Source organism: Halococcus salsus, from assembly GCF_009900715.1.
In the GTDB taxonomy this organism is placed as follows: domain Archaea; phylum Halobacteriota; class Halobacteria; order Halobacteriales; family Halococcaceae; genus Halococcus; species Halococcus salsus.
The window spans coordinates 67,346-93,394 of sequence record NZ_JAAAJC010000002.1; the positions used below are offsets into that span (position 1 = coordinate 67,346).

The following is a 26,049-nucleotide window of genomic DNA, read 5'->3' on the forward strand; positions in this document are numbered from 1 at the left end:
AGTCTGTGTCCAAACTACGGCCCTACGGATCGCTGATCACCGTCGTCGCACCACGTATCCAGATCGATGTCATGAGCCGTCTTTTGCCCGCTTCCGGCGGACGGTATCTCTCGCGGAGGCACCGCTTCAAGGACGATTACCGAGGGAAGAGTGCCCGGGGTGGGCTCCGAACCCACGATCTCCGCATATCCCAGGTCCGAGGCGGCGGCCTCGGGGGAAACGCACTGTCAAACCCTATGAGTGCGGCGCTATGTCCAGCTAAGCCACCCGGGCTACTTCGGGGTATTCGACTCCCGGACATTAACCTTCTCATCTGGTCTCCGGCAGTCTTATGCCGAACGATCACACAGTCGTGGCATGGACGTCCCGGGTATCGTCCGCGAGCGCCTCGGGGACGAGCGGCGGATGACAAGCGTGAACATCGGTGGCGAGGACCGGGTCTACGTCACGCCGCCGCGGACGCTCGTCTACCACGCCTCCGGGCTCTTCAGTCGCGAGTCGATCGACGAGTACTCCCACGACGCACGACGGTTCGACGTCTCGGCCAACCGCCGCGAGGCCACGTTCGCGTTCGAGTACGACGACGGGGTCGAGGCGTTCTCGATCCCGCGCGAGCGCATCGAGACCGTACTCCCGCCGGTGCTCGCCGGCGTGCTCCGGACCACCGGCCACATCGACGACGAGGAGTCGGTCGAGGAGAGCTATCGCTTCGGCGAGCGGACGGTCGTCGTCACCGAGGCGCAGGTGCTGACCTCGGTCGGCGAGGCGGTCTGGGACCACGACCACGACAGCTATGCCTACGAGGACGTCACCGACCTCGCGTTCGACGACGGCGACCTCGTCGTCGTGATCGACGGCCGGTCGCGCCGGATCGAGCTCGACGACGACAGCGGGCGCGAGGCCTACGGGACGGTCGAGGCCGCGCTTCTCGCCTATCACGGCGTCGGGAGCGTCGACAAGATCGGTCGTCGACCGCCCGAACGCTCGTCGGTCGACGAGTCACAGGCCACGGGCGGCGTTTCGCCCGCCGGGAGCCGAGACTTCGATTCGTCGGCCGATGCCGCGCCAACCGACACCGCCCCGCCGACCGAACCGGCCGAATCAGGTCCGGAGCCGCTCTCCGGACGGGCCGACGAACCGGCCGAATCCGCCGGGCCGACCGAGCCGACCGAACCAACCGATACAACCGATAGGCCGTCCGAGGACGTGGATCGACCGGCGGAAGCGGCCGACCGAGACGGTGAACCGGACGACCGGAGCGAGCCGACCGCGTCGGCGAACGACACCGACTCGGGTATCGTCTCCTCCTCACCACCGAGCTCGCCCGCACCGGGCGGCCCGACCACCGACCCGCTGATCCCGGACGCACCCGACACCGGCACGTCACGGCCCGAGGCGGGTGACGACCCGGCGAGCGCCGAGGAGACCCCGCCGGCCGCCGACCCCACAGCGGAGACCGAGTCCACAGTGGGTAGCGAGCCCACGGCGGGTACCGACCGGGCGACGGACATCGGCTCGACGACGGATGTCGACCCCGAAACGAGCGCCGACCCCGCAGTCGATACCGGACGAGGCGGGAGCGACAGCACCGGCGATGCGCCCGACATCGGGGCCGAGCTCGACGCGCTGCGCGAACGCGTCGACCGCCAGAGTCAGCTCCTCGAACGGAACCGGGAGCTCCTCGAACGCCTCGTCGAGACCCGGGAATCGAAGCGCGTCAGCGACGACCGGTGACTTTCTCGATACACGACGACCCGAAGGGACCGAGCTCGCCGTTGTCGAACCGGATGAAGTGACCCGTCGAGAGCGACGCGCCGCATCGCCGGCAGGTGAACTCGCCCTCCCGAACCACGACGTCGCTCCCGAAGCTGACGTACTCGCCCGAGCGAACCCGGAGGATCCCGTCCTCGCGGTCGATGACGCCACGCTTTTCGGCCTCGTCGAGGATCGTGCGGGTGGTTCGGGGCTCGCTGGTCACGGTTTCGAGCCGGTCGAGTGCCGTCGCGAGGTCGAGCTGTCCGTCCTCGAGGTTCGCGAGGAGCTCGACACCGAGTTCGACCGTCTCGTCGCTCACGCCGGCGTTCGGCCGTCGGCGAGCCTAAACGTTGCGCGATCGGGTCGCGGGCGGCACCGAGCGCTCACTCGACGGATTCGGTGGGCTCCGGGAGGTCGCCCGGCAGGAACCCCGCGTCGAGTCCCGAGACCCGACAGAGGTCCCAGAGCGTCGCGAGGTTGCTCGTCACCGTCGGCACCTCGGTGAGCTCGTCGACCGCCGCGAGCGTCGGGTAGTTCGTACAGGAGACGAACAGCGCGTCGACCGCCCCAGGCGATCCCTCAACGGCATCGAGCAGCGCAGTCGCCTGTTCGAGCGCGTCCCGCGGCGTGAGACGCCCGATGTCGGTGTTGCGCTCGATCCCGCGTCCGTCGAGCGCCACCACGTCGTAGCCGGCGTCGGTGAGGTACTCACGCTCGCGGTCGTTCAGTTCGGCGACGTAGGGCGTCGCCACGGCGATCCGGGTCGCATCCAGCGCGTCGAGCAGCCGCTGGACCGACAGCGCCGTCGCCACGGCGGGCGCGTCGGTGACCTCGGCGAGGTCGGCTTCGAGTTCCGCGTCGAAGCCGTGGCCGTGGAGGAGGCTCCCGGTGGTGCAGGCGTAGGCGACCGCGTCGACCTCGGCGTGGGCGAGCCGCTCCGCAGCCGCGACGGCGTCGGCCGCCATCGCGTCGAGCGCCTCGACCGTCACGTCCACGAGCCCCATCCGCGCGGCGTGAATCGACGTCGCGGCCGGCGTCCACACGGCGAACTCGGGTTCCACGGTTGTATTCGAGGAGGGGACGACGACCCCGAGTCGTAATCGGTCGCCGTCGGCGGTCGGGTCGGGAGGGGTCACTCGCTCACCTTCCCGTCGGCGCGGTCGCGCTCGCGGGCCGTGGGGTCGCGGTCCACGGGGTCGCCGTGACCGCCGCCGCCGGGCGTGAGCAGGGTGACGGTCGTGCCGGCGTCGACGTCGACGGAGGTCTTCGCCGCGACGGTCTCCCCGTCGATGAGATTGCGACCGAGCGCGCCGGACTCGCCGCCGGCGAGGCCAGCGGGCGGAACTCGGCGGCGTTCGGTCAACAGCGAGACCGTCGCGTCCGTCTCAACCGTGAGGGAACGCTCGAGGCCGAGACCACCCCGGAATCGCCCGTCCCCGCCGCTGTCCGGACGGAAGCCGTAGCGCTCCACGCGGAGCGGGTAGGCGGCTTCGAGCGCTTCGACGGGGGTGTTGAGCGTGTTCGTCATCCCGACCTGGACGCCGTCCATCCCGTCCTTGCCGGGTCGTGCGCCGAAGCCACCGGCGATCGTCTCGTAGTAGGTGAACGAGCCGCTCCGGCTCCCGACGATGAGGTTGTTCATCGTGCCCTGGCTCGCGGCGGGCACCCGGTCGGGCACCGCCTCGGCGAACGCCGCGAGCACGACGTCGGTAACCCGCTGGCTGGTCTCGACGTTGCCGCCGACGACCGCCGCCGGGAGCTTCGGGTCGAGCAGCGACCCCTCGGGGATCTCGACCGTCACCGGGTCGTAACAGCCCTGGTTCGGCGGGATCTCGGGGTCGGTGACACAGCGCACGACGAAGTAGGCGGCGCTCTTCGCGACCGCGACCGGCGCGTTGAGGTTTCCGGGGACCTGCTCGGCGGTCCCCGCGAAGTCGACGGTCAAACCGTCCCCGTCGACGGTGACGGTCGCCTCGATGGGGATCGAGACGTCCGCCGGGTCGATACCCGATCGATGTTCGAGAACGCCGTCGCCCTCCAGCACGTCGCTCGCGGTGTAAGTACCATCGGGCAGCGACTCGATCTCGGTCTCGATCCGGGCGCGCGAGTAGTCGATGACCGCGTCGAAGGCGTCGAGCACGAGGTCGCCGTGGTCGTCGAGGAGGTCGCCGAGCCGTTCCTCCGCCCGGTCGTTGGCCGCGATCTGGGCTCTGAGGTCCGCACGGCGCTCGTCCGGCGTACGGACGTTGGCGAGTAAGAGTGACATCACGTCCTCGTTCACCGCCCCGCGCTCGCGACCCGGTTCGGAGTCGTTCGAGCCCGCCGCGCCGACGACGAGCCGAACCGGCGGCAGACGGAGCCCTTCCTGGTAGATCTCGCGCGCGCCAGCGGGCATGCTGCCCGGCGTCATCCCGCCGACGTCGGCGTGGTGGGCGCGCGAGACGGCGTAGCCGAGGACCTCGCCGTTCGGCGCGAGCGGCGAGACGAGCGTGACGTCGGGTAGGTGGGTGCCGCCGTCGAAGGGGTCGTTGAGGACGAAGACGTCGCCGGGCTGGGGGTCGCGGTCGCGGACCGCGTCGACGGCCTCGGGCATCGCGCCGAGGTGCACGGGGATGTGTTCGGCCTGGGCGACCATCCGGCCGTCGGCGTCGAAGAGCGCGGTCGAGCAGTCCTGGCGCTCCTTGATGTTGGGGGAATAGGACCCCGTGATCAATACCTGCCCCATCTCCTCGGCGACGCTCTCGAACTGGTTGCGGAGGATCTCGAGGGTGACCGCGTCGATGTCGGTCTCAGGGGAATCGGAACTCATTTCGAACCCTCCGTGAGCACCGCGGTGCCGTCGGGGTCGACGGTCGCCTCCCAGTTCGGCGGCACGACGACCGTGCTCTCGTCCTGTTCGAGCACGGCGGGCCCCGCCACCGTCTCGCCCGGCGGCAGGCGTTCGCGGTCGTAGATCCGCGTCCGCGTGGCACCGTCGGCGAAGTGAGCCTCGCGTTCGTCGACCAGCGCATCGCCGGGCGCGTCGTAGGCGACGTCCGGGTCGGCGCGTTCGACGGCCGCCTCGACCCGGAGGTTGACCAGATCCACGGCCTCGTCCATCCGGTAGCCGTAGGTCGTCTCGTGGCTCTCGTGAAACCGCCGGGCGACCGCCTCGGGGTCGAACGGCCGGTCGGCGGCGACGGTGAGTTCGAAGCTCTGGCCGGCGTACCGGAGGTCGGCACGACGGGTGAGGACGGCCGATTCGGGGTCGCTGCAGTCCTCGCGCACGGTGGTTTCGAGTTCCTCGTAGGCCGCGTCCACGTCGGAAGCGTCGACCGTCGACAGCGACTCGCGGTGGGTGCGGACGGCGTCGTGTTTCTCGTCGGCGGCGAGCAGGCCGAACGCCGAGAGCACGCCGCAGGCCCGCGGGACGACGACCGTCGAGATGTCGAGGCGGTCGGCGAGCGCCGCGGCGTGCATCGGGCCCGCGCCGCCGAAGGTGACGAGACCGAAGTTTCGGGGGTCGTGACCGCGTTCGAGCGTGACCGCGCGGATGGCCCGGGTCATGGTCGCGTTGGCGACGCGGTAGATCCCGCGGGCGGCGTCGAGCGGGCCCTCCAAGTCCGCGTCGTCGGCGAGGTCGGCGAGCGCGTCGCGGGCGGCCCCGACGTCGATCGAGAGCTCGCCGCCGAGGCTCGTGCTCGACCCGATGAAGCCGAGGACGACGTTCGCGTCCGTCACGGTGGGCTCGGTTCCGCCCTGCCCGTAGCAGACGGGCCCGGGGTCCGCACCGGCCGACTCGGGGCCGACCCGGAGCGCGCCGCCGGCGTCGACCCAGCCGACGCTCCCGCCGCCCGCGCCGACGGTGGTGACGTCGACCATCGGGGTGTTGATGGGATGGCCGCCGATGACCGCGTCGGTCGTGCGCTCGACCTCGCCGTCGCGGACGAGGCTCACGTCGCTCGACGTGCCGCCCATGTCGAAGGTGACGAGGCCGGCGTGGTCGCGGTCGGCCGCACTGCCGACGCTGGCGCGTGCACCGACGACCCCGGCGGCGGGGCCGGAGAGACACGTTCTGACCGCCTGCTCCCTGACCGTCGCCGCGTCGGTGATGCCGCCGTTGGCCTGCATCACGGTCGGTTCCGGCACGCCCGCGCTCGCCGCGCGATCGACCAGCCGGCCGATGTAGGCGTCGATGGCGGGCGTGACGTAGGCGTCGGCGACCGTCGTCGACGTCCGTTCGTACTCGCGGAACTCCGCGAGCACCTCGTGGGAGGTCGAAACGGGGAGATCGAGTTCGGTTTCGAGCACGTCGGCGACGGCGGCCTCGTTGTCGGGGTGGGCGTAGGCGTGGAGGAGACAGACCGCGACCGCCTCCGCGTCGGTCCCGTCGATCCGACGGGCGACCTCGCGGACGGCGTCCGGGTCGACCGCCCGTTCGATCCCGTTCGTCGTCGCGCGTTCGTCGACCGTGAACCGTCGGCGGCGGGGCACCAGCGGGGCGGGCTTCTCGGCGTCGAGGTCGTAGAGCGAGGGTCGGTTCTGCCGACCGATCTCGAGCACGTCGCGAAAGCCCTCGGTCGTCACGAGCGCCGTCCGCGCGCCGTTCCCTTCGAGCAGCGCGTTGACCGAGACCGTCATCGCGTGGGCGAAGTCGTCGATTTCGCCGGGGTCGACGGCCGCCCGTTCGCAGGCCTTCTCGATACCGTCCATCACGCCGACGCTTTGATCCCCGGTGCTCGGGACCTTCGCGGTGACGAGGTCCGACCCTCGAAGAAGGACGACGTCGGTGAACGTGCCGCCGACGTCGACGCCGACGGTGGTCTTCCCACGCACTCAGACCACCCCCACGATCGAGAGCAGGCTGCGGACCCCGAGCCAGACGACGACGAGCGTCACGACGGCCCCGAGGGCGTTCTGCACGGTCGAATTGACGTAGTCGCCCAACGTGTCGCGGTCGTTCATCACCAGGATGAGGAAGAGCGCGATGATAGGCAGGAGGATACCGTTCGCGACCTGGGCGAAGAGGATGGCCTCGACGGGGCTGTAATCCAGCGCCGAGAAGACGACGCCGACGGCGAGGATCGCGACCCAGACCGCCCGGAACCGCGTGGACTTGAGGTCGCCCTCCCAGCCGAGCGCGCCGGCGGTGGCGTACGCGCCGGCCAGCGGGGCGGTCGTCGCGCTGGTGAACCCGGCGGCGAAGAGGCCGATACTGAAGAACACCTGCGCGTAGGTGCCCGCGACGGGTTCGAGCTGTTCGGCCATCCGGCCGACGTCGGAGATCTCGGTCCCGACGGGGAACACCGCCGCGGCGGTCACGAGGATCGAGAGCGTGATCAGCCCGCCGACGACGATCGAGAGGACCGTATCGGTGCGGCATTCCGAGAGGTCCTCCGGGCCGTTCCAGCGCTCCTGGACGCTGCTGGCGTGGAGGAAGAGGTTGTAGCTCACGACGGTCGTCCCGATGAGGCCGGTGATCAGGAAGGCCGAACCCGGCGGCACCGACGGCACGAAGCCCGCCGCGAGCGCACCGAGGTCCGGCCCGATGAGGATCGCGTCGATGAGGAAGGAGACGCCCATTATCGCCACGAGCCCGACGAGCGCGCGCTCGATGAGTTCGTAGCTCCCGGTCCAGAGCAACGCGGCGGCGACCAGACCCATGAGCGGACCCCACACCGACGCACTCACGCCGGTCACGGTTTCGAGCCCCGCCGCGCCGCCGAGGATGTTGCCCGTCTCGTAGGCCGCGGTGCCGATGCCGATGGCGCTGACGACGAGCGCGACGCTCGCGTAGCGCAGCGCCGGCGAGTCGAAGCGGTTGCGGAGCGCCTCGCCGAGCCCCTCGCGCGAGACCAGCCCCAGCCGGGCGCTCATCTCCTGGAGCACGATGGTGGCGATCACGGAGAAGACGATGGTCCAGATCAGCGCGTAGCCGTAGGCCGCGCCCGTCACGCTCGCGGTCGTGACAGTGCCAGGACCGATGAAGGCCGCCGCGACCATCGCGCCCGGTCCGACCGAGCGGATCCGCTCGACCAACGTCATCGTGCACGCCTCTCGTGTGTCATGCTCACACGAGACTCGCTTGAGGGGATAAGGGTTGTTATGAGGGATGTGCATCGAAGACGTGCGTTCCACGATCGGATGTGAAGCAGGGTGCGCGAATCGTCCAGTTCGTAACGAAATCCCGGGGAACTGCCCGGGAAAACACACCGTCAGGACGACTCGACCGGTCGTTCCGTGATGAGGACCTTCGAGACGCTCTCCTCGACGTCGAGTTCGACGGGGAGGTCGCGGACGCTTCGCACGATGAAGCGCATCATGAACCACCGGAGCGACGCGGACGGGAAGACGACGTGGTAGGTGCGCCCCTCGGCGGCGCGAACCGAGACGAACCCACAGAACGAGAGCCAGTCCAGGAGCTCGCCGACGCTCTCGAACCGCTCGGCGTACTCGCGGGCGTGGTAGTCGGCGACGGTGTCGGCGGCCTCGACGAAGGCCGGGTCCGGTTCCCCCGACCCGTCCTCGACGTACTCCAGAAAGCAGTGCAGGAAGTCCACGTCGAGCAGGACGTGTTCGCCGCTCGCGAGCATCCGGTGGTAGGCCGCGAGGTTCGGCCCGGCGTCGGTCGTCGCGGCGTCGACGTTCGCGGCGTAGAAGTCGAGCGCTCGGCGGACCACCTCGCTCCGGCCCGCCCCGGTGTGGTCGAGGAGGGTGTCGAGCGCCGCCGCGGCGTCGTCGTCGAGCGAGACGGTCACTCGGTCGGTCGGCATAGCGAAGAAGGGAGGCTGGACGGGGAATAGTTGACGCTCGATCCCACGCGCGGACCCGTGGACGCCCGACCGCAACACGGATGCTCGACGGTCGCACGATATCGGACGTGTCACGCGTTCCCCGGTGGGCGGTCGGCGCGGCGGTCGCCGGGTCGGTCGTGGCGCTCGCGGCGGTGCTGGTCTCGCCCGACGCGGTGCTCGCGTGGGTGGCGACCCTCCGGGCGGATCCACTGCTGTTCGGGCTCGCCGTGATAGCGCTCTACGCCGTCCGACCCGTCGTCGCGTGGCCGCTGAGCCTCTGTTCGGCGGTCGTGGGCTACGGGTTCGGGCTCGTGGGGTTGCCGCTCGCGCTCGCGTGCGTCTGCCTCTCGTGTCTGCCGGCCTACACGCTCGGGCGCACCGCCGACGGCGGGTCGGGCTTGCTCGACTGGATCGGCAGCGCCGGCGAACGCTTCTTCGAACACACGGGCGGTGTTCGCGGGGTGGTCGCGGCCCGCCTCGCGCCGCTACCCGCCGACCCCGTCTCGTTCGGGGCGGGCGTCTCGGGCATCGGACTCCGGGCCTACCTCGTCGGCACGCTGCTCGGCGAGACCCCGTGGACGGCCGCGGCCGTGCTCGCGGGCGGTTCGGTCTCGCGACTCGCCACCGAGGGACTGGCGGGCGTGGGGATCGAGTTCGTCGTCGCGGCGGTCGCGGTGGCCGGGCTACTGCTCGCCGGGCCGGCCTACGAGCACCTTCAGGACCGTCACCAGAACGTGTCCGAGCAGTCGTAGACCACGCCGTGGCGTGGGCAGACGTACTCGCAGTGGCGGTGCTCCATCGCGGCCCCGCAGGCCGGACACGGCCGCCCGCGTTCGTTCCCGGTGTCCGTACGCGTCTCGTGCATACCGCGAGGACCCGGGCGGCGGTCCTAAGCCTTTCCTCGTGGACGGGGAATTGGGTGGGAATACGGCCAAGCTTCATTCCGCCGAGGGACCGAGAGAAGCCATGAGCGAATCGCAACGTGGGTCGGTGGTCGGCTGGGTCGTGACGGCGCTGCTCGCGGGCGTCGCGGGAGTGACCGGGTCGTACGCGCTCGCGGGCTACACCGAGTCGTTCGTCGCCGCGCCGGTGACGTCGTTCGTGACCCAGAACGCGCCGGGTGCCCTCCTCCAGTTCGCGATCGGGCCGCTGACGACGATCGGGAACCAGGTCGGGATCGAACACCTCGGCCAGCAGGCCAACCTCGTGCTGGCGATCGGGCTCGGCGTGGTGCTGTTCGCCTGTCTGGTCCTCGCGGCGCTCGCGACCGGCCGGCGATACGGGAACCGGTTCGTTCCCGTCGGGCTCGCCGGCGTCCTCGTCTGGCTCGCGGCCGCGGTCCTCACGGGCGCACCGGTGACCGCGCTCGGGGCCGGCCTCGGAAGCGCGGTCGTGGTCGGTCTCACGGCCCTCGCCGGAAGTGCCGGCGGGACCGACGAACCGGTCTCGGGCGGTCGTCGGTCGGTGCTCGGGAGCGTCGCGGGCGTGTTCGGTGTGGGCGTCCTCGGCTACCTCCTCGGGAGTCGTGGCGGGGAGAGCGCGAGCGAGGCCGCCTCACAGGTCGAGATTGGCAACGAGAGCGGAAGCAGCGGCGGTAACGTCTCGGATGGGAGCGCGGGCGGACCGAACGGTACTGCCGGGAGCGACGACGGTGGGACGAACGGAAGCGAGGGGAGCGCCGCGAGCGGCGGAAACGGTGGACCGTCGGTGGGCGAGATGCTCTCACGGGCGGAATCGAGCTCGCTCGGCATCAGCGGGCTCGAAGGGCTCGTGAGCGGCGACGACTTCTACCAGGTCGACATCAGCAACATCAACCCCGACGTGAACGCCGACGAGTGGTCGCTGTCGGTCACCGGCGCGGTCGAGAACGAGCGGACGTTCACCTACGACGACATCACCGGGATGGCCTCGGAGAACCGGTTCAACACCCTCCGGTGTGTCAGCGACCAACTCAACGGCAAGAGCATGGACAACGCGGTCTGGACGGGCGTGCCGATGCAGCGCGTCCTCGAGGAGGCGGGCCTCCAGGGCGAGTTCGTGATGGCCCGCGCGGCCGACGACTACTACGAGGAGTTCCCGGTCAAAGCCCTCGAAACCGGCTTCCTCGCCTACGGGATGGACGGCGAGGTGCTCCCCCAGAAACACGGCTACCCCGTGCGCGCGCTGATCCCCGGCCACTGGGGCGAGATCAACGTCAAGTGGCTCACCGAACTCGAAGTCCTCGACAAACCCGCGAAGGGCTTCTGGGAGAAGAAGGGCTGGCACGGCACCGGTCCCGCCAACACCGTCGCCAAGCTCCACGCGACCAACCGGTTCGACGACGGTCGGATCCAGGTCGGCGGCCACGCCTACGCCGGCACCCGCGGGATCGAGAAAGTCGAAGTCTCGACCGACGGGGGGAGCTCGTGGACCGACGCGAAGCTCTCCGCGGTGCTCACCCCGAACCTCGCGGGCGACGTCTGGCGACAGTGGGAGCACACCTACGACTCGCCGGGCGGGAGTCACGATGTGGTGGTGCGCGCGACCGACGGCACCGGCACGCTCCAGCCGAAGAAGAACCAACAGCCGTTCCCGAGCGGGGCGACCGGCTGGGTCTCGAAGACGATCGACGGCTGAGTTCGACTCCTTCAGCCGTCGGGATAGTGTGAGGGGAGTTCTACGTCAGCACTCAGACCAGCCGCAGGACTCGCAGGTCTTGCAGCCCTCAGAGTAGTAGAGCGTGAACGAACCACAGCTCGGACACTCGGGGCTCTCGCCGTTGTCGATGAGTTTCTGGGCGTCCGACTTGGTTCGGCCCCGGTCCGCCGAGCCCGCCTGCGTCGCGACCCCGCCGTCGGGTTCCGCGCTGTCGGGTTCCGCACCGCTCGCCGTGCTCTCGTCGGCGATCTCGTCGAGGTTCGCCTGCTTGGGGTAGGCCTGCTCGATCTCGCCGTCGAGGTAGCGCCGCATCGCGGTGCCGATGGCGTCCGGGATCGACTGGATCTGCTCGCCCTTGTCCCAGGCGACCTTCGGGCTTCGGGTGCCGTTGAGTTCGTCGGCGATCTCGATCGGGTCGACGCCCGAGCGGAGCGCGGTCGAGATGACCTTCGCGAGCGCCTCGGTGAACGAGTTGGTGAACCCGCCGGAGTGGCCGATGTTGGCGAACAGTTCGAAGGCTCTACCCTGCTCGTCCTCGTTGATGTTGACGTAGAGCTTGCCGTAGCCCGTGTCGATACGCTGGGTCACGCCGTGGAGCACGTCGGGTCGGGGCTGTTTCTCTGCATACGCGGGCTCGGCGAGCCCGTCGAGGTCGGCGTCGAGCGCCGCGCGGACGTCCTCGTTGTCGAGGAAGCCCGAGAGACCGCCGAAGACCTCCTCGATCTGCTCGGCGATGACCGTCGCCGCCTCGTCTTCGTCGGCGAACTCGGCGTTGTCGGCGCGAGTCGTCAACACCTGCTTCGAGCGCGTGCCGTCGCGGTAGACGGTCACACCTTTTCCGCCGTTGTCGTAGATGTAGCGGTAGACCTCGTCCATGTCCTCCCGGCTCGCCGAGTTCGGGAAGTTGCAGGTCTTCGAGATGGCCGAGTCCACGCCGGCCTGACAGGCACACTGGACCGCCGCGTGCTGCTTGCCGGTGAGGTCCGCGGTCACGACGAAGAGCTCGCCGATGGCGTCCGGCACCGAATCGAGCCCCTCGACGCCGTCGAACACGTTCGAGGCCATCTGGTCTTGGGCTTCTCGCTTCACGGCGTCGACGTCGATGTCGTTGGCCTCCAGGACCCTGAGGAAGTAGTCGTCGAACTCCACCAGCATCTCGTCGCCCTGGACGTCGTCGGAGACGTTCTTGTAGTAGGCGACGTTGTAGATGGGCTCACAGCCCCCAGTCGTATTGCCGACCATCGAAGTCGTGCCCGTCGGTGCGATGGTGGTGGTGTTGTGGTTCCGCATCGGGTAGCCGTCGGCCCAGTCGTCGGCCGATTCACCCGTCTGCGCCTCGAACCACTCGCGGTACGCGGTCGGGTTCGCGTACTTCGAGTCGGCCCAGTCGTCGAAGCTCCCACGAACCTCGGCGAGGTCGTGCGAGGCGGCTTTCGAACCGTGGTTGATGTGGGTCATGAGCTGGCGCGCGACCTCGTTGCCCTCCTCGGAGCCGTAGCGCACACCCAGCTGGATGTAGAGCTGCGCGAGCCCCATGACTCCCAGTCCAATTTTCCGCATCTCGCGGACCTTCTGTTCGATCTTCGCCACCGGGAAGTCGCTCATCGTGACGACGTTCTCGAGGAACCGCGTCCCGAGTTCGATACGGCGGTCGAACTCCTCGAAGTCGATGGCTTCCTCCAGGTAGGCGTCCATCGCGGCCTCGTGGGAGTCGTACTCGGCCTCGTGCTCGGCCGACCAGACCCGCCAGTCGGGCGCGTCGCTCGCGGCGAGCGTCGAGAGGTTGATGTGCCCGAGGTTGCAGGCCTCGTACTCCTCAAGTGGCTGCTCGCCACATGGGTTCGTCGCGAGGATCTCGTGGTCCGGGTGTTCCTCGACGTCGAACGAGTGCTCCTTGTTGACGCGTTCGAGGTAGATCACACCGGGCTCGCCGTTCTGGTAGGCCCCGTCGACGATGTGCTCCCAGAGCGCCTCGGCGGGGATCGAGAGGACCTCGCCGACCTCGACGTGCTCGCCGAGGTCGTAGCACTCGTAGAGCTCCTTCGTCTCTGGCGTGGCGACGTGCGGCTCCTCGGTTCGGGGGTTCGTGAACGTGAACTCGCCGCCCTCCTTCAGCGCGTCCATGAAGTCGTCGGTGACACCCACGGAGATATTGAAGTTCGAGAGGTGGCCCTCGACGGCGTTCCGGAGGTGTTTCGGGACGCGGCCCTCCTCGTCGATGAGCTCGCGGGCCTCTTCGAGCGCGTCCACGAACTGGGTGTGGGTGAAGTCGTCGGGGTCGTTGAGCCGGAGGGAGTGCGCGAGCGAGACGTCCTTGTTCTTGGCGTGGATGAACTGGATGACGTCGGGGTGGGAGACGCGCATGACGCCCATCTGTGCGCCCCGTCGCGCGCCGCCCTGCGCGATGGTCTCGCACATCTGGTCGTAGGTCCGCATGAAGGTGATCGGGCCGGAGGCGATCCCGCCCGTCGAGCCGACGGCGTCGCCGTAGGGGCGGAGCTTCCAGAACGCGTAGCCCATGCCGCCGCCGGACTGGAAGACCTGCGCGGCTTCCTTCGCGGTCTCGTGGATGTCGTCGATGTCGTCGCCCGGCGAGTCGACGAAACACGCCGAGAGCTGCTGGAGTTCGTCGCCGGCGTTCATCAGCGTCGGCGAGTTCGGCATGAACGAGAGGTGCTCCATCGAGTCCTGGAACGATTTGGCGGTGTCCTCGACGTGCGTTCGGATGTCCTCGGGGAGCTCGGGAACGATGGTGTCGTAGGCGAACTTGTTGACGTTGTAGGCCGAGAGGGTGGTTTCGGCCTCGGCGTCGGCGGTCGTGCCCGTGCCGAAGACCTCGCTCGCGAGCTCGTCGCGGCGCGGGTGGTCCGGTTTCAGCTGGTCGGGCCGCACGGTGATATCGATGTCGCGCGCGTCGGCCTCGAAGACCGCCTCCGCGAGCGCGACGTTCTTCGCGACGCGCTCGAAGAGGTCCTCCTGACTCTCGACGAGTTCGCCGTCGGCGTCCTTGCGGAGGTAGCGCGCCGGCAGGATGTTGTCGTAGGCGTTCGCGGTGAGGCGCTCCTGGAGCGTCTCGCCGTCGACGCGCTTGACGGGGAGGCTGACCTCGTCGGCGGAGTCCGCGCGGCTCACGCGTCGCTCCTCCGGGCAGGTACGGCGGTTCTGCGGTCGATTCGGCGGGTGAAGTAAGAGGAAGTCCCAACCATCTGTGACGGGAATCTCCTACTGAAGCGAGGGTGATGAACGCTTCGGCCCGCGTTTTCCTGTACTGTCTCGTCGATCGAAATCAAGGTCCGTTGGCTGGTCATGTGAACTCCTGTTTGCGCCCGCACGCGTCGTACTGAGACACTCTCCACCTGAGCACATAACCGTAGGTAGACCAGAGTGAAAGTAATCTGATCGCCAGCCAAATCACCCAAGGGAGGCGAGATATCGACGCGAAAGCAGAGGGGGTTTTCGGATGGAAGTCGAGGGTTGAAATCAGCGCTCGATGGTCGGTCGTTCGGGGTCGCTCGTGACGCGTGCGAGGAAGTTCCGGATGACGTCGTGGCCGACCCCGGTCAGCACGCTCTCGGGGTGGAACTGGACGCACTCGATGGGGTACTCGCGGTGGCGGATCCCCATCACGAGGTCGTCGGTGCGTGCGCTCACGGCGAAACAGTCGGGGACCTCGGTGGCGACGAGGGAGTGGTACCGGCCGGCCCGAAATCCCTGGTCGAGCCCCCTGAACACGCCTTTGCCGTCGTGGTCGATGGCGAACGCCTTGCCGTGGACCGGCTCCGGCGCGCGCCCGACCGACCCGCCGTAGGCGTAGACCGCGGCTTCGAGCCCGAGACAGACCCCGAGCGTGGGTACCTCGGGACCGAGTTCGCGGAAGACGTCGAGGGTGACACCGACGTCGCGTTCGTTCTCGGGGTGGCCCGGACCGGGGCTCACCACGATGGCGTCGGGGTCGTAGGCGCGGATCTCGTCGAGCGAGGCGGTGTTCCGAACGACGTGGGTGTCGGCGTGTTCGCTGACGTACTCCACGAGGTTGTAGGTGAACGAATCGAAGTTGTCGACAAACAGCACCCGCGGGCGGTCCGCGGTGGCTGTCGAGCCGGTCGACCCGGTCATCGGCCCGCCTCCGGGATGGAGGGTTCGTCCGGCGGGCGCTCGATGGCTTCGAGCGCGGCGAGCACCCCGCCCATCTTGCGTTCGGTCTCCTCGTACTCGCTCGCGGGGTCGGAGTCCGCGACGATGCCCGCACCCGCCTGCACCACGATCCGGTCGAGCGCGCGTCGGTGCGCGTCGCGTCGTTCGCTCCCGTGGTCGACGAGGGCCGTGCGGATTACGATCGCCATATCGGCGTCGCCGTCCCACGAGAAGTAGCCCACGCCGCCGCCGTAGAGCCCGCGATGACTGGGTTCGAGGGCGTCGATGATCTCCATCGCGCGGACCTTCGGCGCGCCCGAGAGCGTCCCCATCGGGAAGGTCGCGCGCGTCGCGTCGAAGGCGTCGCAGTCCGCGGCCAACCGACCCGTGACCGTGGACTCGATGTGCTGGACGTGCGAGTACTTGAGGACGCTCATGAAGTCCCGGACCCGGACGGTCGTGGGTTCGCTCACCCGGCGGACGTCGTTGCGCGCGAGGTCCACCAGCATCGTGTGCTCGGCGCGTTCCTTCTCGTCGGCCAGGAGTTCGCCCGCGAGCCGACGGTCCTCGACCGGGCTCGCGCCCCGCTGGCAGGTCCCCGCGAGCGGGTTCGAGACGACCTCGTTCTCGCGAACCGAGACCAGGGTCTCGGGGCTCGACCCCACGATCGAGCGCTCGCCGTATTCGAGGAGGTACATGTACGGCGAGGGATTCACGTCGCGGAGCGCGGCGTAGAGCCCGCGGGGGTCGACCTCGCCGACGAGTTCGCGGGCGCGCGAGAGCACGACCTGATAGCTGTCGCCGTCGAGGACGTGCTCCTTCGCACGGCGGACGGCTTCCTCGTAGGCCTCGCGCGACTCGGCGCGTTCGTCCTCGCGTTCGAACCCGCCGAACGCGGGATCGGTGTCCGAGAGCGCCGCGGTCACCCGCTCGACCTCGCTCACGAGGTCGTCGTAGACCGTGCCGGGGTCGTCGCCGGGCCGGAGGAGGGGCGTGAACACCAGCGAGACCTCGTCGGCGGCGTGGTCGAACGCCAGGGTCTTCGTCGTCAGTACGAACTGGGCGTCCGGAACGGTCGAATCGGGGCGGTCGAGCCCCACCTCGTCGAGGTGGAGGTCGTAAACGGCGTCGTAGGCGAGGAAGCCGACGAGCCCGCCCTCCAGCTGCTGGCGGTCGGTCTCGGGGAAGTTCGCGCGCTCGACCGCGGGGAGCGCGTCGCGGAGACGGTCGAGGGTGTCGCCCGTGCCGGCGTCGATGAGTCCCTCGTAGCGCGAGTCGAAGGTCTCGACGTCGGTCCCGGTCGGGTCGACCGTGACGGCGGCTGCGGGGTCGTAGCCTACGAACGAGTAGCGCGCGTGGCGGTCCTCGGGGGCGGGCGCGAACGCGCCGTCCGGGTCGCTGGAGGCGACCTTCTCGGCGCTCTCCAGCAGGAAGGTGTACTCGGCATCGACGGTATCGGCGAGCGCCGCGTAGGCCGCCAGCGGTTCGGTGTCGCCGTCGAGCGGTGCGGTGGTGTGGATCACGACCGGGCCGTCGGCGTCGTTCGCGAGTTCGACGAACCGGTCGCGATCGAGGTCGAGCGGCGAACTCATGCGCGCACCGACTCCGCCGTCGCGCGCTCGACGAACCGCCGGAGCGCGTCGTGGTCCTTCCGCCCACCGGTTTCCTCGACCCCGCTCGAAACGTCGACCCCGAACGGCTCGGCGGTGTGGACCGCGCTCGCGACGTTCTCGGGTGTGAGACCACCGGCGAGGAGCACCGGGGTGTCGAGGTCGGCGACGACCTCGCGGGCGTGGTCCCAGTCGTGGGTCTCGCCCGTCCCGCCCGCGCCGTGCTCGTCGGTCGAATCCAGCACGATGGCGTCCGCCGCGGTGTACCCAGAGAGGTCGCCGGCCGCGTCGACGGCCGCGAACACCGACCGGTCGGTGGCCGCCGCGAGCGCCTCGATCTCCGCCGGCGAGAAGCCGTGGACCTGTATCGCGTCGGTCCCCACACGGTCGGCGAGGTCGGCCCCCGCGGCGGGCGAGTCGGGCATCGTGACGAGGACGCTCGTGACGTCGTCGGGAACCCGGTCGGCGAGCGCGGCGGCCTCGTCCGGCGTGACCTCGCGTGGCGTCTCGATCGGCACTCCGGAAACGAATCCGACGAGGTCCGCACCGGCGTCGAGGGCGGCGTGCAGGTCGTCGTCGTTGGTCAGCCCGCAGAGCTTCGCGCGCGTCACGCGGTCTCACCCGGGACCGCCTCCGCCCCGCAGAGCATCGCGAGCGTCTCGCCCGCTGCCCCCGAATCGATGGCCTCGCGGGCCGAGGCGACCCCGGCTTCGAGGCTGTCGGCGAGGCCGGCGACGTAGACCGCCGCGCCGGCGTTCGCGAGCACGATGTCTCGTTTCGCGCCCCCGAGGTCGCCGGTCACGATACCCCGGAGGTCGGCGGCGTTCTCCGCGGGCGTGCCGCCGGCGACGGCTTCGACCGGGGCAGGGTCGAGCCCGAGGTCGGCGGGCGTCAGGTCGTACTCCTCGACCTCGTCCCCGTCGACCTCGGCCACCGTCGTCCCCCCGTGGAGACAGATCTCGTCCATCCCGGAACCGTGGACAACGAGCGCGCGCTCGACGTCCATCTTCGTGAGCGAGCGGGCGAGCACCGGCACGAGGTCGGGCGAGTAGACCCCGACGACCTGGGCATCGGCGTTCGCGGGGTTCGTCAGCGGGCCGAGCGCGTTGAAGATCGTCCGCATCCCGAGCTCCTTTCGCGGGCCGATGACGGCCTTCATCGCGGGGTGGAACACGGGGGCGAGCATGAAGCCGATCCCGTCGCGCTCGATGGCGCGCTCGACGGCCGGCGGTTCGGCGTCGATGTCGACCCCGAGCTCGTCGAGCACGTCGGCGCTCCCCGAAGAGGAGGAGACCGAGTAGTTGCCGTGCTTCGCGACGTTGACCCCCGCGCCCGCCGCGACGACCGCGCTCGCCGTCGAGACGTTGATCGTGTCGTGGTCGTCGCCGCCCGTCCCACAGGTGTCCACCAGCGGCCGGGAGTCGGGGTCGATGGTCCGGGCCGCGTTCCGCATCCCCTGGGCGAAGCCCGCGATCTCGGTCTCGGTCTCGCCCTTCGCCCGGAGCGCCGCGAGCAACGCCCCGATCTGGGCGTCGGTCGCGTTCTCGAACACCGCCGTGGCGGCCGCTCGCGCCGCCGACAGGTCGAGGTCCTCGCCGTCCGTCACGTGTTCGATATGCTCTTTCATTGGATGGTGATGTACGATTTCGCGTTGTAATGGACAAATCAGTACATCGACTTAAACGTGTCGTCGGCCGGTCGCGGCGCTCCGTCGATCGGGGCGTTTCGAAACGTTCAATTATGCCCCGGATGAACCACTATTCCCAAGACGGGTTCGTGGTCTAGGCTGGTTATGACACCTCCTTGACATGGAGGAGGCCGGCGGTTCAAATCCGCCCGAACCCACTCTCTTCACTCGGATTCCGGTCATTCCACCATTGAGGCACACCGCTGTAACCGTCGAAACTGGGGTGGTCGCGGTGAGCCGGTCCGCTTCACTGCCCTCCGATATGCGACTAGTGTGGATGAGAGCCAGTAGTGCGCAGCGCAGAATGAAGGACGGTGTCGCCCACAAGCTTCGTCGCAGATGCTGTTCTACGCGAGCGTGTCGAGAGATACCTCGTACGCGATCCCGGACGACGCTCCCGGAGATGCTCGGACAGTTCCTGATCGACCACAACGAGACGAATAGTGGCTATTACCCGCAGATTTGGTTCAAGGTGTAGTTTCGGACGAGGAGGACCCAGTCGTCCTCCAGATCGTCCAGACCCCAATCGAAAGCAATATTATACCAAGTATTAGTACAGCCCACCCGATTGTTTCTCCAGAGACCGTGTATGATGCAATGTCGTAATAAACAGGTTGGCAAGTGTTCCGTATCAATTTCCCGTCTTCCCATACCTCGGTACAGCTAGTGGCAGGTAGCACGGCTACGAATATGTATACGGAGAGTGCACCGAAGAGAAATGAGAGAGAGCCAATGATTCGTTCGGACAAGATCTTTAGATCCATGTATCACTCAACACCAACCGAAACTAGAAACCGCCCTTTCTGATACCACCCTATTTGCCATTGGTGCCGCCTCTTAGGTTTGTGTGGTGTTGCGGAACGCATATCGATTTTGCCAAGAGGTAACAAATACTGCCTCCCGTAGCTATGGCGACGCGCGTCGACGTACCGAAACGCACCGAGAAACCAGGCTCAGTGGATGAGGATAACGTGTCCGCACTCCGGACACTCGACCTTGTCGTCGTCCGATTCGAACGCCACAGCGTTCTCACATTCGTTGCATCGTTTCTCCATTCGACGGTGTTGGTACCGAATGGCAAAGGCGCTTCCGACGGTCGGGACTCGCCTCGTGCCCGGTTCGGCGGCCTCTCACCACTCGGCGAGCACGCGGTCCATCACCCCGTCGTCCTGTTGGTAGTAGCCGCTGTGACCGTCGACGCGGTCGGTCACGTCGTGGTCCTCGTAGTTGTCGGGGGCCGGACCCTCGATACCGACCTCGCCGACGGCACTCTCGAACTCGCGGGTGTTGAAGATGTAGCGCAGCACCGGGTCGTCGCCGCTATAGAAGTTGTCGAACTCGTCGACGGCGTACTCGATCGAGGGGCCGTACTCGTCGTCGAACCAGCCCGCGTCGAGCGAGGGGTCGTCGTCCTCGATCGCACCGCCGAGCAGCGTCGCCGACGTGAGGGCGTCGGGCTCCTCGAAGTCGTCCTGGAGCGACCGGCAGGCGTCGACGGTGACGCGCGCGCCGAGGGAGTGGGCGACGAGTCGAACAGGGGTGTCGTGGTCGGCGCTCCAGTCGGTGAGGAAGTTCGCCAACTTCTCGCCGTTCCCGTCGGCGATGTCCTTGGCGTCGGCCCACCCGAGGTCGAGGCTGTCGCCCTTGTCGGCGTCCCACGAGTACGCGACGACGTCACCCCCGTACCCGTTCGCTTCGAGCGCCGACTGCGCCTCTCCGGCCCCCTCGACCGCCTCCTGAGCGTCGGTCCGCCAACCGTGAACCCAGACCGTCAGCGTGTCGTCGCCGATAGCCGACCAGTCCCCCTCGACGTCGTAGCTGTGGGCCGTCTCGCCGTCGGTCAAGTCCGCGTCGTCGTCGAAGTGGCCCCGCGTCGAGACGCGCGGGTAGTCGTCGGTCGCGTCCGCAGCGCCGGCGGTGCCGACGGTCGCGAGGCCGGTCACGCCGACGGTAGCGGCCGCGGCGAACCCACGAAGGAAGCCGCGCCGCTCGACGTGTCCCCCGCCCCGGCCCGTCCTGCCACCCTGTCTGTCATGGTCCCTCATCCTCGATGACTGCTGGCCGAGTCCATATGAATCTTCGTCCGTCCCCGACCGCGGACCGCGCGGTTGAAACCGACACCATCCCGATCCGGCCCATGAGCGACCACGACCCGAACGACCCGCCGCGCGAGGAGTTCCACCACGACCCCATCGAACACGCGGCGGTCTCGGGCGGGATGACCGTCGGCGAACTCGCGACCGAGTACGGCAAGGCGGGCATCGGCGCGAACGCGCTCGCGGAGGCGGTCGACATCTATGCCGAGATGCTCGACCCCGAGGTGACGACCTTCGTCGGCCTCGCGGGCGCGATGGTGCCCGCCGGGATGCGCCAGGTCGTCGTCGACCTGATTCGGGATGGCCACGTCGACGTGCTCGTCACCACCGGCGCGAACCTCACCCACGACGCCATCGAGGCCATCGGCGGCAAACACCACCACGGACGAGATCACGGCGACGCAAGCCTCCGAGAACACGACGAACAGTTGCGGGACGAGCAGGTCGATCGGATCTTCGACGTCTACCTCCCCCAGGAGCACTTCGCGCTGCTCGAAAGCCACCTCCGCGAGGAGGTCTTCCCCGCGATCGAGGCTAGCGCGGAGCAAAGCTCCGCGAGCCATTCGAGCGGGCCTTCGGCCCGCGAGAAGAAGACGGTGAGCATCGCCCGGCTCACCGACGAACTCGGGCGCGCGAACGCCGAGGTCAATAGGCAAGAAGGGATCGACGAAGACCCGGGTATCGCGGCCGCCGCCCACGAGCACGACGTCCCGATATACGCCCCGGCGATTCAGGACTCCGTGTTAGGCCTCCAGGCGTGGCTCTACTCCCAGACCACGGATTTCTCGCTCGACGCGCTCGACGACATGAACGGGTTGAACGACATCGCCTACGAGGCCGACAGCACGGGAGCGGTCGTGGTCGGCGGCGGAGTACCCAAAAACTACGTGCTCCAGACCATGCTGGTCGCGCCCGACGCCTACGACTACGCCGTCCAGTTGACGATGGACCCCGAACACGCCGGCGGGCTCTCGGGGGCGACGCTCGAAGAAGCTCGGTCGTGGGGGAAGTTGGAGAAAGCCGCCCGAAACGCGAGCGTCTACGCCGACGCGACCATCACGCTGCCGCTGCTCGTGGCGGCCGCCCGCGAGCGCGTCGCGGAGACCGAGTAGTCCCGGGATCGAAGAACCGCGGGTCCCGAGTCACTCCGCGAGGTCGACGACGTCCTCGCGGAACTCCTCGACCGAGGTGGAGTACTCGCCGAGCCGGTCGCCCTCGTCGTCGTACTGTACCACGTCGACCTCGTCGTCGGCCACGCCGACGACTTCGAGCGTCGTGCCGTCATCGAGTCGGTAGCGGTCGCCGGCGGCGATCGAACCCGAACCGTCGGCCGAGACCGGCCAATCTTCGCTCATGTGCCGTCTCCGGGGGCTATCGGTTTGAGTCCTTTTCTCCCGTCGACCCGGTATCCGTGTACGCTCCGTAATGGCGCTATCCGGCCGAATCGATGGCGAGTGGCGCGTTCGGCACGGTTCCGTGTCGACGTCCGTCTCGTAGACTCCAGCAACACCATCCGGAACCGTCGAGCCGCGTCAGACCTCGCCGTGACCCGGGAATACTATGAGTAGAGGGAAGTAGAGTCCGCAAGGGTAGCCGGCACGGTCGCCGGTGGCGCTGATTTGAGACTACAATGAATACAGTCGAACGCTGGAAACAGGAGAAGCATCCGCTCGACGTCATCGAGGACGTGCGGGAGTACGCCGAAGAGGGACTCTCGTTTGACGAGATCGAGGAACGCGCCGGCGACGGCGAGTGGGAACGGCTCAAGTGGGCCGGGATGTACAGCCACGGGGTACAGGACGGTTACTTCATGATGCGGACGAAGGTCCCCGGTGGCTATCTCACGCCCGAGCAGGGGGTCGTCGTCGGCGAGGTCGCCGACGAGTTCGCCACCGCGCCCGAGGAGTACGGCGGCGACCAGCAGAACGACCTCTGGGGCGACGCCTACGTCGACATCACGACCCGCCAGGACTTCCAGGAACACTGGATCGAGGTCGAGGACGTCCCCGAGATCTGGAATCGCTACGACGACGTGGGGCTGACCACGATCCAGGGCTGTGGCGACTCCGCGCGGAACGTCTTGGGCTGTCCCGCCGCGGGCCTCGACCACCACGAGGCCTTCGACGCCCAGCCCGTGATCGACGCCGTCTCGGACTTCTTCACCGAGAACCGGGAGTACGGCAACCTCCCGCGGAAGTTCAAGATTACTATCACCGGTTGCCGCGAGGACTGTGCCCAGTCACAGATCAACGACGTCGGGATGACCCCGGCGCGCCGCGAGGTCGACGGCCAGTACCAGTACGGCTTCCACGTCCGCGTCGGCGGCGGGCTCTCGGACGGCCCGCGAATGGGTTCGGAGCTCGACGTGTTCGTCCCGCCGGAGGACGCCGTCGAGTTCACCCGGGCCGTCGCCCAGACGTTCAAGGAGCTCGGTAATCGGTTCAACCGCGGCGTCTGCCGGATGCGCTACCTCGTCCAGCAGATGGGGCCCGAGAAGTTCGAGGAGGCCGTCCGTGACCGCTGTCAGGTCGACCTCGACACCCGTGGAGAGGACCTCACCGAAGGGTATACAGGAGATCACGTCGGCGTCCACAAACAGCGCGACGAGGACCTGCGATACGTGGGCTTCAACGTCGTCGCGGGCCGGATGGGCGGCGACGAGTTCGCCGAGGCCGCCCGCGCGGCCGAGAAGCACGGCACCGAGGACGCGAGCCTCCGCCTCGCGACGGATCAGAACTTCCTGATCACCCACATCCCCGAGGAGAACGTCGAGGACCTCCTCGCGGAACCCTTCGCGGAGAACTACCAGCCCGACCCGGGCCCGTTCGCACGCGGCGCGGTCGGCTGTACGGGAAGCGAGTTCTGTAACTACGGCATCATCGAGACCAAGAATCGAGTCAAGCGGTGGGCCCGCGAGCTCGACGACCGGATCGACACCCCCGACGACCTCGAAGTGGTCCGGATGCACATGTCGGGCTGTTCGGCCTCCTGTGCCCAGCCTCAGATCGCCGACATCGGCTTCCGGGGCGAGACGGTCAAGACGGACGTCGACGACGAGGACGACGAGAACGACGAGATCGTCGAGGGGATGGACTTCGGCCTCGGCGGCTCCTTGGGTGCCGACAACGAGTTCCTCGACTGGGTCGAACACGCGGTGCCCGCGACCGCCGTCATCCCGGCGCTCGAGAAGCTGTTCACGGCCTACACCGACGAGCGCGAGGAGGGCGAGCGCTTCTACGAGTGGTGCCGTCGCGCCGGCAACGACGAACTCCGCGCCGTGATGCGGCAGGCGGACGCCAACGTCTCGGGAGGTGTCGCGGCGGATGACTGATCGCAGCCCCCTCCCCGGCGTGCCGGGGACGAGCGACGACGGCGACGAGTGCTGTACCGACGGACAGTGTACCTGCGGCGGGCAGGCGTCGGAACCCAAGGCCATCGCCGACGGCGGGATGAAGTCGGCGAACGTCGACGAGAACGGCAGCCTCGGTGACGTTCAGTTCACCGAACCCGCCGCCGAGGGCACGAGCCAGGACATCGAGAACGGCGACTCGCCCGACCACCGCGTCGGGGTTCCCGACGGGGTGGACCTCGACACGCCGGGCTACTCGATCCGCTCGGAGATGAACGACATCGAGGAGCCCGACGACAAGACGTGGTTCATGGAGCTCGACACCGCCGTGATCGACGACGGCCGGTGTATCCAGTGTGGGACCTGTGTGGCCTCGTGTCCCTCGGACTCGATCGGCATCGGCGACGACGGGCTCCCCGAGTTGGTGAAGATGTGTACGGGCTGTTCGCTCTGTTGGGACTTCTGTCCCCGCGGCGGCCTGCGCTACGAGCGCCAGTGGAAGATCACTGGTGGCGAGGACAACGTGAAGGGCGCGGGCGACCCCATCACCGAGTTCTCGGCGAAGGTCGAGGAGGAGTGGCGCGAGAACGCCCAGGACGGTGGCGTGGTCTCCTCGGTCCTGATCCACCTGCTCGAAGACGGCGAGATCGACGGCGCGCTGATCGCCACCGAAGGCGAGGACGAGGCCTGGAAGGCCGAGAGCTTCCTCGCGACCACTCCCGAGGAGGTCATCGAGAACGCCGGCAGTTTCTACAATCAGACGATGGCGCTCGGGAACCTCGACCTTGACCAGTGGGAGCACAAGCTCCCCGACAAGGACCCGGAAGACCTCTCGCTGGCGATGGTCGGCACCCCGTGTGAGATCGAGGGCATCCGGGCGCTCCAGGACTTCTCGTGGGAGTACGGCTCGCAGGACGGCGGTGCGCGGGCCGTCGACTACACCATCGCGCTGATGTGTACGAAGAACTTCAACTACGAGCGACTCATCGGCGAGCAGCTCGAGGAGAAGCGTGGCATCAGCCCGGAGGAGATCGGGAAGTTCGACATCCTCCACGGGAACATGTACATCTACGACCACGACGGCGAGAAGATGCTCGAGGAAGATATCGAGAACTTCCACGACGCCGCACTGAAGGGCTGTGACGAGTGTGCCGACTTCACGGGCTTCACCTCCGACATCACGGTGGGCTCGGTCGGCTCCTCGGACGACTATTCGAGCGTCATCATCCGAACCGAACAGGGCCTCGACGCGTGGGAACACACCGAGGCCGACCTCGACTACCACGACCTCGAGGACCGCTCGGCGATCGGCGGGCTCCAGTCTTGGGACAAGAAGAAAGCGTTCAACTCCCTCGAACGACCGTTCGACCCGGACGCACCCCGGTTCATCGAGTACACCGAGCACGCCGAGAACTACGGCACCGTGCTCAACCCGCACGAAGCCGACCACTGAACGCCGCGTTTTTCGATCTCGGCGTCGTGGCAGGAACGTTTTTGCTCGCGAGAGCGATGCGATCGGTGTGGAAAAAGTCAACATCGACGATGTGGATGTCGTCACCAACCCGCTCGGGGTCCACTCGGTTCGGAAGCCGGTTTCGAGCGCCCTCGGCACCGAGGACTTCGCGATGAACTACTTCGAGCTCGAACCCGGCGAGTCGTTCTCCGGGGGCCTCCACACCCACCACGACCAGGAGGAGGTCTTCTACGTCCAGGAGGGCACGGCGACGTTCGAGGTCGGTCGCGAACGCGAGGAGACGGACGTCGAGGCGGGCGGGTTCATCCGGTTCGCGCCCGGCGAGTTCCAGACCGGCAAGAACGACTCCGACGACCGGGTGGTCGGGTTCGCGCTCGGCGCGCCGAAGGCCCGCCACGACTTCGAGGAGATCGAATCGCTGGTCCACTGCCGGGAGTGCGGCGAGGAGACCGTCCACGGGCTCGACCTCACGGACGAGGGCCAGTTCGAGTTCACCTGCACGGCGTGCGGCAACGAGTTCGCGACGGGGTGATC

General features: G+C 68.2%; 21 protein-coding genes and 2 tRNA genes. 8 read left to right on the forward strand and 15 right to left on the reverse strand.

The annotated features are described in order from the left end of the window. Window positions 1–151: 151 nt before the first annotated feature. Window positions 152–273, reverse strand: a tRNA-Met gene (locus tag GT355_RS07475). Between the two features lie 84 nt (window positions 274–357). On the opposite strand from GT355_RS07475, the gene GT355_RS07480 reads away from it, so the two are divergent. Next, window positions 358–1,734 (forward strand): DUF7115 domain-containing protein, encoded by a 1,377-nt coding sequence (locus GT355_RS07480; protein ID WP_160134088.1) that lies wholly within the window; start codon window positions 358–360, stop codon window positions 1,732–1,734. On the opposite strand, the gene GT355_RS07485 is transcribed toward GT355_RS07480, so the two are convergent. The 6 genes from GT355_RS07485 to GT355_RS07510 form a co-directional block, all read right to left on the reverse strand. Next, window positions 1,718–2,074, reverse strand: a complete 357-nt coding sequence (locus GT355_RS07485; protein ID WP_160134089.1) for a DUF5830 family protein — start codon at window positions 2,072–2,074, stop codon at window positions 1,718–1,720. The two genes, GT355_RS07480 and GT355_RS07485, sit on opposite strands and share 17 nt — an antisense overlap. 64 nt (window positions 2,075–2,138) lie before the next feature. Then, the gene (locus GT355_RS07490; protein ID WP_160134090.1) at window positions 2,139–2,891 is read right to left on the reverse strand and encodes a maleate cis-trans isomerase family protein; all 753 of its coding nucleotides are present in this window, start codon (window positions 2,889–2,891) and stop codon (window positions 2,139–2,141) included. Beyond that, window positions 2,888–4,564, reverse strand: a complete 1,677-nt coding sequence (locus GT355_RS07495) for a hydantoinase B/oxoprolinase family protein (protein ID WP_160134091.1) — start codon at window positions 4,562–4,564, stop codon at window positions 2,888–2,890. Before GT355_RS07495 ends, GT355_RS07490 begins: the two co-directional genes overlap by 4 nt. Further along, the gene (locus GT355_RS07500) at window positions 4,561–6,570 is read right to left on the reverse strand and encodes a hydantoinase/oxoprolinase family protein (protein ID WP_160134092.1); all 2,010 of its coding nucleotides are present in this window, start codon (window positions 6,568–6,570) and stop codon (window positions 4,561–4,563) included. Before GT355_RS07500 ends, GT355_RS07495 begins: the two co-directional genes overlap by 4 nt. Further along, window positions 6,571–7,779 (reverse strand): Nramp family divalent metal transporter, encoded by a 1,209-nt coding sequence (locus GT355_RS07505; RefSeq protein ID WP_160134093.1) that lies wholly within the window; start codon window positions 7,777–7,779, stop codon window positions 6,571–6,573. A gap of 170 nt (window positions 7,780–7,949) precedes the next feature. Further along, window positions 7,950–8,507: a ribbon-helix-helix protein, CopG family gene (locus GT355_RS07510; protein ID WP_120072809.1), complete on the reverse strand. Its 558-nt coding sequence runs from the start codon at window positions 8,505–8,507 to the stop codon at window positions 7,950–7,952. A gap of 107 nt (window positions 8,508–8,614) precedes the next feature. On the opposite strand from GT355_RS07510, the gene GT355_RS07515 reads away from it, so the two are divergent. Continuing rightward, window positions 8,615–9,280 carry a TVP38/TMEM64 family protein gene (locus GT355_RS07515; protein WP_160134094.1) on the forward strand — a complete coding sequence of 222 codons (666 nt, stop codon included), beginning with the start codon at window positions 8,615–8,617 and terminating at the stop codon, window positions 9,278–9,280. Here GT355_RS07515 and GT355_RS17990 read toward each other — a convergent pair. Then, entirely contained in the window at window positions 9,253–9,393 is a 141-nt protein-coding gene (locus tag GT355_RS17990) for an HVO_2523 family zinc finger protein (RefSeq protein WP_192927988.1), read from the reverse strand. The two genes, GT355_RS07515 and GT355_RS17990, sit on opposite strands and share 28 nt — an antisense overlap. A gap of 101 nt (window positions 9,394–9,494) precedes the next feature. Here GT355_RS17990 and GT355_RS07520 point away from each other — a divergent pair, with 101 nt between their 5' ends. Continuing rightward, on the forward strand, window positions 9,495–11,144 hold the full coding sequence (locus GT355_RS07520; RefSeq protein ID WP_160134095.1) for a molybdopterin-dependent oxidoreductase: 1,650 nt from the start codon (window positions 9,495–9,497) through the stop codon (window positions 11,142–11,144). A gap of 45 nt (window positions 11,145–11,189) precedes the next feature. On the opposite strand, the gene GT355_RS07525 is transcribed toward GT355_RS07520, so the two are convergent. From GT355_RS07525 to trpD, 5 genes are all read right to left on the reverse strand, one after another. Continuing rightward, window positions 11,190–14,297: an adenosylcobalamin-dependent ribonucleoside-diphosphate reductase gene (locus tag GT355_RS07525; protein WP_160134096.1), complete on the reverse strand. Its 3,108-nt coding sequence runs from the start codon at window positions 14,295–14,297 to the stop codon at window positions 11,190–11,192. Window positions 14,298–14,645: 348 nt separating this feature from the next. Next, window positions 14,646–15,281 (reverse strand): anthranilate synthase component II, encoded by a 636-nt coding sequence (gene trpG / locus GT355_RS07530; RefSeq protein WP_160134097.1) that lies wholly within the window; start codon window positions 15,279–15,281, stop codon window positions 14,646–14,648. Further along, window positions 15,278–16,891: an anthranilate synthase component I gene (gene trpE, locus GT355_RS07535; RefSeq protein WP_160134098.1), complete on the reverse strand. Its 1,614-nt coding sequence runs from the start codon at window positions 16,889–16,891 to the stop codon at window positions 15,278–15,280. Before trpE ends, trpG begins: the two co-directional genes overlap by 4 nt. Continuing rightward, window positions 16,888–17,520 carry a phosphoribosylanthranilate isomerase gene (locus GT355_RS07540; protein WP_160134099.1) on the reverse strand — a complete coding sequence of 211 codons (633 nt, stop codon included), beginning with the start codon at window positions 17,518–17,520 and terminating at the stop codon, window positions 16,888–16,890. The genes trpE and GT355_RS07540 overlap by 4 nt, the downstream gene beginning before the upstream one ends. Then, window positions 17,517–18,536 carry an anthranilate phosphoribosyltransferase gene (trpD, locus tag GT355_RS07545; RefSeq protein WP_160134100.1) on the reverse strand — a complete coding sequence of 340 codons (1,020 nt, stop codon included), beginning with the start codon at window positions 18,534–18,536 and terminating at the stop codon, window positions 17,517–17,519. The genes GT355_RS07540 and trpD overlap by 4 nt, the downstream gene beginning before the upstream one ends. A gap of 143 nt (window positions 18,537–18,679) precedes the next feature. Here trpD and GT355_RS07550 point away from each other — a divergent pair. Beyond that, window positions 18,680–18,754 (forward strand) — tRNA-Val (locus tag GT355_RS07550). A gap of 972 nt (window positions 18,755–19,726) precedes the next feature. On the opposite strand, the gene GT355_RS07555 is transcribed toward GT355_RS07550, so the two are convergent. Further along, complete coding sequence (locus GT355_RS07555) at window positions 19,727–20,641, reverse strand: DUF726 domain-containing protein (RefSeq protein ID WP_160134101.1); 915 nt, start codon at window positions 20,639–20,641, stop codon at window positions 19,727–19,729. Between the two features lie 92 nt (window positions 20,642–20,733). On the opposite strand from GT355_RS07555, the gene GT355_RS07560 reads away from it, so the two are divergent. Then, entirely contained in the window at window positions 20,734–21,804 is a 1,071-nt protein-coding gene (locus tag GT355_RS07560; protein ID WP_160134102.1) for a deoxyhypusine synthase, read from the forward strand. 30 nt (window positions 21,805–21,834) lie between these two features. On the opposite strand, the gene GT355_RS07565 is transcribed toward GT355_RS07560, so the two are convergent. Then, a complete protein-coding gene (locus tag GT355_RS07565) occupies window positions 21,835–22,047 on the reverse strand; it encodes a hypothetical protein (protein WP_160134103.1) in 213 nt (70 codons plus the stop codon). Window positions 22,048–22,322: 275 nt separating this feature from the next. Here GT355_RS07565 and GT355_RS07570 point away from each other — a divergent pair, with 275 nt between their 5' ends. The 3 genes from GT355_RS07570 (at window position 22,323) to GT355_RS07580 (ending at window position 26,047) form a co-directional block, all read left to right on the forward strand. Then, window positions 22,323–24,023, forward strand: coding sequence for a nitrite/sulfite reductase (locus tag GT355_RS07570; protein ID WP_160134104.1), 1,701 nt, complete (start codon window positions 22,323–22,325; stop codon window positions 24,021–24,023). Next, window positions 24,016–25,494: a Coenzyme F420 hydrogenase/dehydrogenase, beta subunit C-terminal domain gene (locus GT355_RS07575; RefSeq protein WP_160134105.1), complete on the forward strand. Its 1,479-nt coding sequence runs from the start codon at window positions 24,016–24,018 to the stop codon at window positions 25,492–25,494. The genes GT355_RS07570 and GT355_RS07575 overlap by 8 nt, the downstream gene beginning before the upstream one ends. Window positions 25,495–25,561: 67 nt before the next feature. Next, a complete protein-coding gene (locus GT355_RS07580; protein ID WP_160134106.1) occupies window positions 25,562–26,047 on the forward strand; it encodes a cupin domain-containing protein in 486 nt (161 codons plus the stop codon). Window positions 26,048–26,049: the final 2 nt, after the last annotated feature.

Bases quoted from the DNA above. Each gene is read 5' to 3' on its own strand.
- trpD (WP_160134100.1), bottom strand. From the start codon at position 18,536: ATGAAAGAGCATATCGAACACGTGACGGACGGCGAGGACCTCGACCTG.
- GT355_RS07510 (WP_120072809.1), bottom strand. From the start codon at position 8,507: ATGCCGACCGACCGAGTGACCGTCTCGCTCGACGACGACGCCGCGGCG.
- GT355_RS07575 (WP_160134105.1), top strand. From the start codon at position 24,016: ATGACTGATCGCAGCCCCCTCCCCGGCGTGCCGGGGACGAGCGACGAC.
- GT355_RS07505 (WP_160134093.1), bottom strand. From the start codon at position 7,779: ATGACGTTGGTCGAGCGGATCCGCTCGGTCGGACCGGGCGCGATGGTC.
- trpG (WP_160134097.1), bottom strand. From the start codon at position 15,281: ATGACCGGGTCGACCGGCTCGACAGCCACCGCGGACCGCCCGCGGGTG.
- GT355_RS07565 (WP_160134103.1), bottom strand. From the start codon at position 22,047: ATGAGCGAAGATTGGCCGGTCTCGGCCGACGGTTCGGGTTCGATCGCC.
- GT355_RS07480 (WP_160134088.1), top strand. From the start codon at position 358: ATGGACGTCCCGGGTATCGTCCGCGAGCGCCTCGGGGACGAGCGGCGG.
- GT355_RS17990 (WP_192927988.1), bottom strand. From the start codon at position 9,393: ATGCACGAGACGCGTACGGACACCGGGAACGAACGCGGGCGGCCGTGT.
- GT355_RS07560 (WP_160134102.1), top strand. From the start codon at position 20,734: ATGAGCGACCACGACCCGAACGACCCGCCGCGCGAGGAGTTCCACCAC.
- GT355_RS07570 (WP_160134104.1), top strand. From the start codon at position 22,323: ATGAATACAGTCGAACGCTGGAAACAGGAGAAGCATCCGCTCGACGTC.
- trpE (WP_160134098.1), bottom strand. From the start codon at position 16,891: ATGAGTTCGCCGCTCGACCTCGATCGCGACCGGTTCGTCGAACTCGCG.
- GT355_RS07555 (WP_160134101.1), bottom strand. From the start codon at position 20,641: ATGAGGGACCATGACAGACAGGGTGGCAGGACGGGCCGGGGCGGGGGA.
- GT355_RS07520 (WP_160134095.1), top strand. From the start codon at position 9,495: ATGAGCGAATCGCAACGTGGGTCGGTGGTCGGCTGGGTCGTGACGGCG.
- GT355_RS07495 (WP_160134091.1), bottom strand. From the start codon at position 4,564: ATGAGTTCCGATTCCCCTGAGACCGACATCGACGCGGTCACCCTCGAG.